Origin of the sequence: Photobacterium toruni (assembly GCF_024529955.1) — a bacterium.
Lineage (GTDB): Bacteria > Pseudomonadota > Gammaproteobacteria > Enterobacterales > Vibrionaceae > Photobacterium > Photobacterium toruni.
The window spans coordinates 558148-570271 of record NZ_AP024854.1; the positions used below are offsets into that span (position 1 = coordinate 558148).

Genomic DNA, 12124 nt, shown 5'->3' on the forward strand with positions numbered 1-12124 from the left:
AAGAGAAGAGACGGACTCTACAAACGCTTGAATGAGTGTGAGAACAACTAGTTAGATTTTCCCAGATTGCTATTTATTGCCACAAGGTAATAAATAAAACAGAATTTGCTTGGCGACCATAGCGTTATGGACCCACCTGATCCCATGCCGAACTCAGTAGTGAAACGTAATAGCGCCGATGGTAGTGTGGGGTCTCCCCATGTGAGAGTAGGACATCGCCAGGCTTTAATTTCGTTTTTATCTTTTATAAAGGTAGAGACAACAAGTTGCATTTATGCTGAATAGACACTGCGGAGTGGTAGTTCAGTTGGTTAGAATACCGGCCTGTCACGCCGGGGGTCGCGGGTTCGAGTCCCGTCCACTCCGCCATTTATTAAAAAAACCTGAATCGAAAGATTCAGGTTTTTTTTCGTCTGTATAAAAGTAAAATGATGCAGAATAGAGATGGCGGGGTTGTGATTCTGTTGGCTACAATATTATTCTATAAAATATAGGTAAACTTATATTGAGCAACTAACCTGCAATTTTTAATAAATGAAGCATAAAATTAGATATGTTTATCATTTTATTGAAGGTTAAACTATTTTGGTATGGGAATTTCACCAGAAGCACCTTTAGTTACTCAGGTAAAAGAGGTGATTAAAGATAAATGGGATATTTTCTTTTTAACTATATTAATTATAAGTATGGGGCAATTAAGTTTAGGACTAGTATTTCCTCTTTTGCCTTGGATTAGTGATAGTTTTAATATTAATCAACATGTTGTTGAATGGGTAATTATAGGGTATTTATTGGGTTATGGGCCTTCTCAATTAATATATGGTCCTTTATCTTATATTTACGGTAGACGACTTACTTTATTCGTTGGACTATTTATATCTATATTAGGGTTAGTAATAATATTTTTATATTCAGATAAGTTTTATTGTTTGGTTATTGGTCGTTTTATTCAAGGCATTGGGAGTGGTTGTGAATCTGTAATTGCCCGTTCAATTCTACATGATAGCTATAAAAATAAGTTTTTTTTAACAGCTGTAACTGGATTATCTATTATTTCGGCTTTTATTCCTATTTTTTCACCTATTGTCGGTGGGTTAGTTAATCATAATTTTGGATGGGTGGCTGTTTTTGATGTATTGTTAATTTATGTTATTTTAGGTTATCTGGTATTAGTTTTTTATTTACCGGAGACATTAAAAACATCTAGAGATAAAATATCTTTTATTCCAATTGTTTTATATTACCGAGACTTATTAACAGATAGATACTTTTTGTCTTATGCTATTATGGGATGGATTAATTGGGCTTTGGTTATTTTTTGTGGTGCTTTATCTCCATTTATTTTTGAGCGTCAATTTGGGTTAAGTTCTGAAAATTACGCATATTGGACAATAATACCTGCCATTTCTTTTTTATTATCAAGTTTTATCTGTTTTATTTTACGTAAATCTTATGGTAGTCATCATATTGTATTTATAGCACCTTTTATTCAATTTGTTGTTGGGGTGTTATTTATCATTTACCCTTTAAATATTTATATTATCACCTTGGGTTTTATTGGTATTTCTATTGCTCAAGCTTTTATTTATCCTTGTTCTCAATCATTACTACTTGTACCGTATAGTAATAAATTTGGAACCGTTAGTGCTTTATCTGGTAGTGGACAAATGGTCTCTGCGGCTTTATTTATATTATTTTTTATATATGCAGGATTTAATCATATTAGGGCTTTAGCTGTGCTATTTTTATTAACCTCGTTTATAGGGTTAATATTAGCGTTAATAGGTAAAAATAGTAAATCTACAGCGGTTTTGAATGCGGATTAGCTGTTATTTTAATAGTAGCCATTTAGGAAAGGTGATTTTTTTAATTACAATATACATTCTTAGAATAATAATAAAACTGATACTGGTTAAGGTCGCAATGTTAGGATTGATTGAAAATTTGGTTTGAAGAATATAAAGATAACACCCAATAATGACAGGGCTAGCGTAAAATTCAGTATTATTAAACATGGTCGGACGAGCAAGAATTACATCTCGTAGTACACCCCCAAAAATGGCGGTGATCATGCCCATTGTGACTGCAACATAACCTGCGTAATGTTCGGCAACCATATTCTTAGTGACAAGTACGGAAAACATAGCAATCCCAATAGCATCGAGAACAATGATTAAACGTTCAGCTTTTAGTTGTCGTAAGTGTGGAGCTAGGAAAAAGCCAAAAAAAGAAGCAAGGAGTGCAGTCCAAAAATAAGAAGGATCTTTGATCCAAAATACTTGGTTCGTTGATAGGATTATATCTCGAACAGTACCGCCACCTAATGCGGTTATCCAGCCTAACACCATGACACTAACAATATCTTTTCCTATATTGGCTTCACTGATGACAGCACTTAATGCGAAGGCAATGATACAGATAATTTCGATGGTGTGAATTAGCATAAATAAGCCTTTAACATATAAATATCAAGGGATAAATTCAAATTTAATACTAACATGCAGTAGTGTTTATACGAGAGAGTAAAAATGGTCATAGTGTTTTCAAAAATAAAAAAAGGCCGGAAATCCGACCTTTAACTATGACTTTTTACAGTATAACTTTTGAAAAACTAGCGACCACTATGATCAAATGTTTTTACATCTTCTGCAGTACATTGAGAAGCTGCATGTGAAGTAAGAAATTCAATCGAACGTGTAAAGTCAGCAATTAATAGATTAGCAAGATCAATAGTTAGACCTTGTTTGACTAAAATACGTTGAACGATAATCTCTTGAGCATTCGCTGGTAATGTATAGGCAGGAACTAACCACCCACGGGTACGTAAACGATCAGCAAGATCATAGAGTGAAAATGGTACGTTAGCATCCGCTTTTAAACGCCACGAAATGGCTGGAATACCTTTTTCGCGATTACCATCAAAGATAAATTCAAACATATTAAATTTATTAAGTTCTTTGACTAAATACTCACAAACGTCATAACTTGCATTATGAATACGTTGATAACCTTCAAAACCTAACCGTAGGAAATTATAGTATTGCGCAATAATTTGACCTGCAGGACGAGAGAAGTTTAAGGCGAAGGTTGGCATGTCACCACCTAGGTAGTTAACATGGAAGATTAAGCCTTCAGGTAAATCTTCTTTACTACGCCATACCACCCAACCACAACCTAATGGTGCTAAACCAAATTTATGACCAGAAGTACTGATTGATTTAACACGTTCTAGACGGAAGTCCCAAAGTTCAATATTTGGAGCACAGAATGGAGCAAGCATCGCACCACTTGCACCATCAACGTGAATATCAATAGAGTTACCCGTATCATGTTCATAAGTATCTAATGCGTCTGATAATGGTTTGACTGTTTCATATAAACCTGTGAAGGTTTGACCAAACGTAGGTACAACCATAATAGTGTTAGCATCAACTAACTCTAACATGTCTTCTGGGGTCATAAAGTAATGACCATCGTCCATTTTGGTTTCACGCATTTCTACGTCCCAGTAGCGGGCAAATTTTTCCCAACATACTTGAACGGGGCCACAAACCATATTGGGTTTATCTGTTGGTTGACCTTGCGCACGACGCTTTTCACGCCAACGCCAAAGAGCAGCCAAACCACCAAGCATACAGGCTTCACTTGAACCTGTTGTTGATGTGCCTACTGTGGTTACAGAATCAGGTGAATTCCATAAATCCGCTAACATATGGACACAACGTCCTTCAATTTCAGCAGATTGAGGGTATTCATCTTTATCGATCATGTTCTTATCAATGGAAAGATCCATTAATTTATGAACTTCATCTTCTTCCCATGTTTGGCAAAATGTTGCTAGGTTTTGACGTGCATTACCATCAAGGTAAAGTTCATCACGGATCATTTGATAGATCACATTAGGTGCTTGTTCTTGCTGTGGTAGCTTGGTAGTTGCCGCAACGTTATTAATCGCTTCTGAACCAAAGATTGGATCATTTTCGGATTGACGGTTTACTTCATGAAGAGCCATAAATTTCTCCCTACCTCAATGTTGTTTACTGCTAAATAAGTTCCAAGCCATTGCTTGAGTAATATGTTTAATCATTTGTTGACCACGAATACTATTACCAAATTGGTCAAGTCGTGGTGAAAATGCTGCGAGTGCGCCAATGTTGGGTATGACTGTTAATAAACCACCACCAACACCACTTTTACCTGGTAGACCAACATCATATGCCCAGTCACCAGAGGTATCGTAAAGTCCTTCCATTACCATTTCCGCCAGAATATGGGGAATGTTTTGGGGTTGAATTAATTGCTTATCTGAACATGGGTTTTTACCACCATTAGCCAATGTTGCTCCGACTGTTGCAAGTTCTACCGCATTAAATAAGGTGGAACATTGGCGAGTATAAACATCACACGCTTCAAGAGGCTCTGAATACATACGACCTGATGACTCTAATAACAACGCAATAGCGCGGTTATGAGTATTGGTGGTTTGTTCAGACTGATTCACTTCATCAGAAAGCGTAATCGCACTGTTTGCGAGCAGAGATTGGAAATTTAAAATCTGTTGCCAGCGTTGTTCTTTATCTGTTGCTTTAACTAAACTTACGGTTGCCATTGCACCTGCATTAACAAGGGGCGTTAAAGGCTTTCCTTGGTGTAACTCAAGCGCAAGCACTGAATTAAATGGCATTCCAGTCGGTTCAGCACCAATTTTGCTATGTAATGCCTCTGCTCCTGATTGCTCTAGCACTAATCCAAGCGTCATGATTTTTGAAATTGATTCAATCGCAAATTTATACTCAGCATCTTGTAATTGAATTACATCACCTGTAACAGAAACAAAAGCCAGTCCTGTTAACTCTGACGGTACAGAAGCAAGAAACGGAATATATGAGGCATTTTCGCCGTCCATATTGGTTTTGGCTTCATTCAGCGCTTGCTGCATAACAACAGCAAGCTTTTCATTTAGTTGTGACATTAACGCATCCTTAACTCTTATTGGTTTAATGTATGAGTTATTTTGTCTGATGGGTTGATAACACCTGGGTGAACGTTTTCAATTTCCCAAGTAAATGGTGCAAAGTCTGTCACTGCTGGATCTTTCCAGTGAGGTTGGCGGGCTTTGTAAAGAAATAGCGGTACTGATACGAAAATTACGGTTAATACAACTAAGAAGCCGACGTATTCTTCAGGACTACCCACGGCAATTTGGCTTGGTGGAATAAAAGAGAAGATGAACGCTAATAGTGAGCCAGAAAAACCAACACCTGCAATGATCCACATACCCATATCACCACCCGGGATTTTATATGGACGAGGACGGTTAGGTTGGCTGTAACGTAAGTGAATTGCAGCAGCAAACATTAATAAGTACATGATTAGGTAAAGTACAACCGTTAGCTGACTTAGAATTTGATAAGCGGCTTGAACGGAAGGTAATACAACAAATACAACTGAAATAATGGTGACTAAGAAAGCCTGCACCATCATGATATGCGTTGCCATTCCGTGTTTGTTGGTATATTGAAAAAAGCGAGGTAAATAACCGCCTTTAGCAACAACAAGTAATGCAGATGAAGGACCCGCAACCCAACCAACAACGCCAGCAAGTACACCTAATGCTAAACACGCAGCCATAATTGGCGCTGCCCAACTGATACCAGCCCAAGCAAACATATCATCATAAGCAACTAATAAACTTTGAGTTAAGTTAATATCTTTTTGAGGAATAACAAAAGCGATAGCCAGTGTACCAAGTACAAAAACACACACAGTACCAATAGCTGCAATCGCAATCGCAATCGGATAGTTACGCGGCGCGTCATCAACTTCTTTAACGTGAATAGCGTTCATTTCCATACCGGCATAGAACAAGAAGATACTTGCAGCTAAAACAACGTTATTAAAGTTAGAAAAGTCAGGGATCACATCGTGCCAAGATAGTTGAACTTGTGGTGGACGACCAGAGAAGAATAGGTAAGAGAAACCTAAAACAATTAACATGATACCTGGAATCACTGTACCAATTAAGCCACCCCATTTAGCTACTTTAGAAAAGGCTGCAGTACCACGTAAAGCGATGAACGTTGCTAGCCAATAAATAGCCAATACAATCCCTAGTACAAAGAATTTATTTTGAGATAATGCTTGGTCCCATGATTGATCGGGACCCATAAATGCAAGTGATACTGAACCGAAAGTCAGTGCAGTTGGAAACCATACTGTAACTTCAATCCATAACATAAAAATAGCAACTAGTGCTAAACGCGGACCAAAAGCTTCACCGACCCAGCGGAAGACCCCGCCTTTTTCTGACCAACCTGTAGCAAGTTCAGCAGCGACCAGTGATACCGGAACTAAAAATACGATAGCGGCAAAAATATAATAAAAAATGGAGCTCAATCCGTATTCTGCTTCTGCTGGAAGACCCCGCAAACTCACCACTGCAACAATGTTTAACATTGCTAACGCGAATATGCTGATCCCCCCTTTTTTAATTTTCTCTACACTAGCCATAACTAACCTATATTTTTGTAAGAAAGTTGAATAGATATATCTATTCTGTATTTTTATTAAAATAGCACTGAGTGAGAGGTTTTTAATGTTGTAAAAATAGTTGTTTATGTTGCAATTATGCACGTTGTTATAAAATTAATAACCTGCATTGTTGTTTTATTGTTTGTTTTGTTGTTTATTTTATAATATCTGTTAATTTGAATTTGTTAGTTTACTCTATCTATTATCCATGATGATTTCCTATTTTTATAAATAAGCACAGGCACTAATAAAAATAGTATTGTTAATGTTATCAATATGGCGATGTATAATAAATTACTTCCAGTATTAAATTGGCCAGGTGGAATAAAACTTAAACACAAGGCTAAAAGGCTAGAAATAAAACCAAGAGTTCCAACAATCCACATACCTATATTACCAAATGGTACTTTATATGGTCGGTTAACGTCAGGTTCTTTATAACGGAGATAAATAGCACTAGAAAATAATAATAAATACATTATTAAATATAAGATAGAAGCTAGTTGTCCTAATATTTGGAATGTTGATTGTACTGATGGCAATATAATGAGTAAGAACGAAAGCGTTGTAACTATAATACCTTGAAGGTAAAGAAGTGGCATTTGCACTCCATTTTTATTACTTTTTTGCAGTTTTGGCGGTAAATAACCTTTCTGTCCAACTTGAAATAAGCCTGTAGATGGTCCAGCGATAATTACTGTAATCTGAGCAAATGCACCGATGGCTATCGCTGCAGTAATAATTTCACCCATCCATGAAATATGGAAGTATTTAAATATCGTATCATAAGTAGTAAATAGACTATCAACAATATTAATTTGATTGTGGGGGATAATCGCACTTATCAATAATGTACCTATAATATGGCAAATAACAACAAGGCTTGCCGCTATAGCTACGGATATAGGATAGTTTTTCAAAGGATTATTCATGCTTTGAACATGAACTGCATTTATTTCCATACCAGAATAAAATAGAAAAACACTGGCAGCTAATACTAAATTGTGAAAATGTAAAATATTAGGAAATAATTGATGGCTGGAGACGGTAAAATCAATAGTACCTTTTAAATAGACGTAAGTAATACCACTAATAAATAGAATTGCCAGTGGTATTATTGTTCCAATAATACCTGCGATAGATCCTATTTTTGCAGCAGATTTAACGCCTTTAGATGTTGTGAATACAGAAAACCAATAAAAAACTAGAATAACAACTAATGTGTAGTATTTATTTGTAGATAGCTCATGGGCATGTTTTACATCGATAAAAGCAATGGAAACAGCAATAAATATCAACATTGTAGGAAAACAGATAGTTGTCGCTAGCCATTGTAAATAGATAGCTATAAAACCGATTTGTTTTCCAAAGGCTGCACCAACCCAATTAAATACCCCTCCTTTTTGTGGCCATCCAGTAGCAAGTTCTGCTGAAACTAATGATACGGGAATTAAGAAACAGACAGCCGCAAAAATATAATAAAAAACAGATGTTAACCCATACATTGCTTCTGGTGAAAATCCTCTAGGACTTAGCACCGTAATTGTATTCATGACAATAAACGTTAAAATACCAAGCTTTATATTTTTTTGTATATTACTTTTAGCATTATTATTCATGATGACTCACAGACATACTGTAGATATTTTATTAAATATCTACAGTATGTTATTTAGTTAATTATTTTCAGGCGTAGTTAACCAATTTTTTTTACGATAGGCATAAATAATAAAAGGTACAATTACAAATGCGATTGTTCCTATAACAAGAATACCAATATAAGTGGAAGGTGATCCAACAGATATTTGTGATGGTGGAATAAAGCTTAAAACAAAAGCTAGAATAGAACCTAATAAACCAACCCCTGCAATTATCCATAAACCAATCATACCGCCAGGTAGTTTATATGGACGTGGAGTGTTTGGTTCTTTATAACGTAAATATATAACGGATAAAAATAACATAATATACATGGCAAGATATAATATAACAGCCAGTTGACTAATCATTTGATAAGCTGCTTGTACTGAAGGTAATATCATCATAATAACAACTAACGCTGTTACAATTCCGCCTTGACACATTAGAATGTTTTTTTGAACACCATTTTTATTTACTTTCTGTAGTGATAGTGGCAAATATCCTTCACGCCCAACCTGTAATATACCAGCAGAAGGACCTGAAATAATAGCGATTATTTGACCTAGAACCCCGAGAGCAAGAGCAAGTGCAGTCACATTTCCTAACCAACTTAAACCAAAGTGTGCAAACAATTTATCGTATGCTACTAATAAACTTTGTACTAAATTGATTTGATCTTTTGGAATGATTGTTGCGATTGAAAGCGTACCAAAGATAAAAATAATAACCGTAAATATTGTGGCACAAATAATAGCGACAGGATAATTTCTGGAAGGATTATCTACTTCAGTAACGTGTACAGCATTTATTTCCATACCAGCAAAGAAAAGAAAGATACTAGCCGCTAAAACAAGATTATTAAAATTACTAAAGTCTGGTAAGAACTCCTTCATTGAAGGATTGAAATGAATAGGATTACCATTTGCTATATAAATAGCGGCAAGAGTAACTAAAATAATACCAGGAATAATGGTACCTACTAATCCGGCAATAGAGCTTATTTTTGCAGCTGTTTTTAATCCCTTTAAACTAATAAATGTAGCAAACCAATAAACAACTAGGACGACTAATCCGCTATAAAAACGATTTGCGGCTAATGCCTGATCAAATGTCTGATCTGGACCAATAAAAGCTAAAGCTACCCCTGCAAAAATAAGTACTGTTGGAAACCAAATTGTAGTAGCTAACCATTGTAAATAAATAGCTAGGAAACCAAAACGATGTCCAAAAGCTTTACTTACCCAATTAAAAATCCCACCTTTTTGTGGCCAACCTGTTGCTAATTCCGCTGCACATAATGCAACAGGAATAAGAAATACAATAGCAGCAAAAATATAATAAAATACTGCTGTAATACCATATTCAGCTTCTGCTGAAAATCCACGTAAACTTACAACAGTCGTTATATTCATTATTGCTAATGTCGCAACTGTTATTTTTGTTTTAGTTGATGCTTTATTTGTTGATATATCCGTTGACATATCTCACCCCATAAAAATAAGTTATGGAAAAAAACACCGATATTACTATCGGTGTTTTTATTCATCTTAAATTATTGTTCAGAAATAACTTCATCTCTTGCCGCTAAAACGCAATCAATAACATGACGCATAATATCTGGAGTGACATGAACATTCATAGGGAAAGCTTTTAATGCAAAAATACAAGCTTCTGGATCTGAAGCATCACGATTATATTCAGCAACACGGAATCCAGTACTGAAACTTAAATATGGAGTACAACGACCGTTGATTTTTTTACCATTACGGAACCAATGGTATAATTTATCACCAATAGCTTTAGTTAAAATATTATTTTTAACTAATTGCTCTTTATAAGCAGGATCGGTTAATTCTTTACGGTATTCTTCTTCTGCAATAACACCAGCAGGATAAGCACGGAATAGTGTTACAAGACCATGATCTTCAGGGTTTACACATACAGTTTCTGTATGAGCTGCGATGATATCACGTAAGAAGTTTTGATTTTCTAAGATACCACCAAGAATTGCTTGGAAACCTTCATAACCGAAGTATTTCATTGTTGCCCATCCAGCCAATGAACCTGTCGCTGCACGAGATACTTCAAGTGTGTAGTCTAAAGGATTATATGGTGAACGAGGCTGTAGATATGCAGAGCCTGGACGTTTAAGTAGATTTTCAAACTCATCGCTATTTTGATAAACAAAACAGCTACTTGCATATGGGGACCAACCTGCTTTATGGAAATCGACACCAACAGCATCAGCAAATTTTACACCTTCAAGTGCTTCGCAATTAGCTTTAATTAATGGAAGTACATCGGAAGAGAATTCAAGTGGATTTTTTTCAAAATCGTATTCGCGGAAGGCTAGCCATGCCCAACATACAACAGCATCAGCATAAAGTAAGGCCTTACCATACTGAGTGCTGTCATTTGGATATTTATCCATTAGCTCACGAACTTGAGCGATAGGATCAAAGGCATTTGCATCAGTCGTACCCATGGTACAGACAACAGATGCAACTGGAATATTTTTCTCTTTACAATCTTTTAGAATTTCTTCTAAATGTTGAAGATCCATTGCATTTGTATTGATATTGGTACGAACTTTAATAATGTTGTCAGTTCCTAAACCCATCCAATCAGTACTATTAAGCATGGTATAGTGAGCTTGTTGTGAACAAATAACTTTAGCGTCTGTACGTACACCTTTAGTACGTGAATCATGTAATACACGGCTTAATGCGTATTTAACATGGTATGTCCAACAGCCTGAACCACCGTAAGTATATAAACAACCTGTTGTATCAGGATTCCATCCAAATAAATTACCTAACATACCTGCACTTTCTAATTCTGCGCGGTGTACATTCCATGAATATTCGCCTTCAAGAATGTTAGGTGAGTATATTTCAGATAAAACAGCAGCGATAATAGATGCTGTATTTGCTTGAGGAATAACATTACACATTGTTAAAGGGTGTCCCCAGTTTGGTAGACCTTCAAACAATTTAACAGTATCGTCAATAACCTTATCAGCAGTACTCATTTTTGCTGGCATAGCTATATGCTTAACATGATCAAAATCAATGGTTAATTCTGGGTTTTTACCTAAATAAGCAGGACCTTCAGCTTCTGGACGAAGTAAATCAATTGCTTTAACAGCTTTATCAATAGCAGCAGCTAGAGGATCTGGTGTTTCTTTTTGGTAAGCGGGGAAAGCACTAATCATTTCTTTACGATATTTTGCCCAATTACTAGCATCGTCTTTTATTTGATTATTTGAATTCCAATTACTTTCATATGTTTTCATCTTAGATATCCTTAAATGTATAATTACAAATAGAATACTGTAGAGAAGTCTATGGTTAGATTACAATCGTAGGCTGTGACTCAGTAATAATATGCATAGAATGATTAAATATGCATATAAGTATTTGTTTCGATTTATAAATTACTACTTAAAATATTGTTGTCACTCTATAAAATTGAAATCTGATATTTTGTCTTTTTGAATGGCGATGATTTATTATTCTGTGATAAATCTAACAAATAAAAGTTAAAATTATGATGTTATTATTTGTTAATGACATAATAATTAAAGATATAATTAATATGTAATGGAACAGCCCGTGAGATTTTTTTCCCAGCGTAATGAAACGGATTCAGAAGTTAGAATCGAATTAAAAACCGCATCGTTTTATTTATTAGTTGCAATGATTATAGGTTGGGTGGCGATCAGCTTTATTTTACAGTCAAATGAAGCTGGTTCAGTATTTTTACCAATATTAATTGGTTTTATGATGTTGCGTTTCTTTGCTTTAGTCAAAGTACAAAAGGAAGTGTTAATAGCAATGCGCGATAAGCGTTTAACTACGCAAGGAAGTAAATTTTCATTTACGAACCCTTTTATTTATATCATTAAGAAAAAAGCAGCACCTGAGACTGAAGCATAATAAAAACGGCTGCA

The 12124-nt window shown here is 35.4% G+C and carries 9 protein-coding genes, 1 tRNA gene and 1 rRNA gene; 4 read left to right on the plus strand and 7 right to left on the minus strand.

Annotated elements, in window-relative coordinates; genetic code table 11:
* The first annotated feature begins 108 nt into the window (after positions 1–108).
* The 3 genes from rrf to OC457_RS02855 all read left to right on the plus strand — a co-directional run bounded on the left by rrf (position 109) and on the right by OC457_RS02855 (position 1826).
* Positions 109–224: ribosomal RNA gene (gene rrf, locus OC457_RS02845) — 5S ribosomal RNA — on the plus strand.
* Positions 225–292: 68 nt separating this feature from the next.
* A tRNA-Asp gene (locus tag OC457_RS02850) sits at positions 293–369 on the plus strand.
* A 221-nt stretch (positions 370–590) separates the two neighbouring features.
* The gene (locus OC457_RS02855; protein ID WP_080175732.1) at positions 591–1826 is read left to right on the plus strand and encodes an MFS transporter; all 1236 of its coding nucleotides are present in this window, start codon (positions 591–593) and stop codon (positions 1824–1826) included.
* Between the two features lie 3 nt (positions 1827–1829).
* On the opposite strand, the gene OC457_RS02860 is transcribed toward OC457_RS02855, so the two are convergent.
* The 7 genes from OC457_RS02860 to OC457_RS02890 all read right to left on the minus strand — a co-directional run bounded on the left by OC457_RS02860 (position 1830) and on the right by OC457_RS02890 (position 11467).
* Complete coding sequence (locus OC457_RS02860) at positions 1830–2444, minus strand: trimeric intracellular cation channel family protein (protein ID WP_080175731.1); 615 nt, start codon at positions 2442–2444, stop codon at positions 1830–1832.
* 167 nt (positions 2445–2611) lie between these two features.
* Positions 2612–4012: a glutamate decarboxylase gene (locus OC457_RS02865; RefSeq protein ID WP_080175730.1), complete on the minus strand. Its 1401-nt coding sequence runs from the start codon at positions 4010–4012 to the stop codon at positions 2612–2614.
* A gap of 15 nt (positions 4013–4027) precedes the next feature.
* Entirely contained in the window at positions 4028–4972 is a 945-nt protein-coding gene (glsA, locus tag OC457_RS02870) for a glutaminase A (protein WP_080175729.1), read from the minus strand.
* Positions 4973–4989: 17 nt separating this feature from the next.
* Complete coding sequence (gene gadC / locus OC457_RS02875; RefSeq protein WP_080175728.1) at positions 4990–6510, minus strand: putative glutamine/gamma-aminobutyrate antiporter GadC; 1521 nt, start codon at positions 6508–6510, stop codon at positions 4990–4992.
* Between the two features lie 206 nt (positions 6511–6716).
* A complete protein-coding gene (gene gadC / locus OC457_RS02880; RefSeq protein WP_080175727.1) occupies positions 6717–8150 on the minus strand; it encodes a putative glutamine/gamma-aminobutyrate antiporter GadC in 1434 nt (477 codons plus the stop codon).
* Between the two features lie 57 nt (positions 8151–8207).
* Positions 8208–9653, minus strand: a complete 1446-nt coding sequence (gadC, locus tag OC457_RS02885; RefSeq protein ID WP_080175726.1) for a putative glutamine/gamma-aminobutyrate antiporter GadC — start codon at positions 9651–9653, stop codon at positions 8208–8210.
* Between the two features lie 71 nt (positions 9654–9724).
* Positions 9725–11467 carry a pyridoxal phosphate-dependent decarboxylase family protein gene (locus OC457_RS02890; protein WP_080175725.1) on the minus strand — a complete coding sequence of 581 codons (1743 nt, stop codon included), beginning with the start codon at positions 11465–11467 and terminating at the stop codon, positions 9725–9727.
* Between the two features lie 319 nt (positions 11468–11786).
* Here OC457_RS02890 and OC457_RS02895 point away from each other — a divergent pair, with 319 nt between their 5' ends.
* A complete protein-coding gene (locus tag OC457_RS02895; protein ID WP_235866976.1) occupies positions 11787–12110 on the plus strand; it encodes a hypothetical protein in 324 nt (107 codons plus the stop codon).
* Positions 12111–12124 lie beyond the last annotated feature (14 nt).

Bases quoted from the DNA above. Each gene is read 5' to 3' on its own strand.
- OC457_RS02865 (WP_080175730.1), bottom strand. From the start codon at position 4,012: ATGGCTCTTCATGAAGTAAACCGTCAATCCGAAAATGATCCAATCTTT.
- gadC (WP_080175726.1), bottom strand. From the start codon at position 9,653: ATGTCAACGGATATATCAACAAATAAAGCATCAACTAAAACAAAAATA.
- gadC (WP_080175728.1), bottom strand. From the start codon at position 6,510: ATGGCTAGTGTAGAGAAAATTAAAAAAGGGGGGATCAGCATATTCGCG.
- OC457_RS02890 (WP_080175725.1), bottom strand. From the start codon at position 11,467: ATGAAAACATATGAAAGTAATTGGAATTCAAATAATCAAATAAAAGAC.
- glsA (WP_080175729.1), bottom strand. From the start codon at position 4,972: ATGTCACAACTAAATGAAAAGCTTGCTGTTGTTATGCAGCAAGCGCTG.
- OC457_RS02860 (WP_080175731.1), bottom strand. From the start codon at position 2,444: ATGCTAATTCACACCATCGAAATTATCTGTATCATTGCCTTCGCATTA.
- gadC (WP_080175727.1), bottom strand. From the start codon at position 8,150: ATGAATAATAATGCTAAAAGTAATATACAAAAAAATATAAAGCTTGGT.
- OC457_RS02855 (WP_080175732.1), top strand. From the start codon at position 591: ATGGGAATTTCACCAGAAGCACCTTTAGTTACTCAGGTAAAAGAGGTG.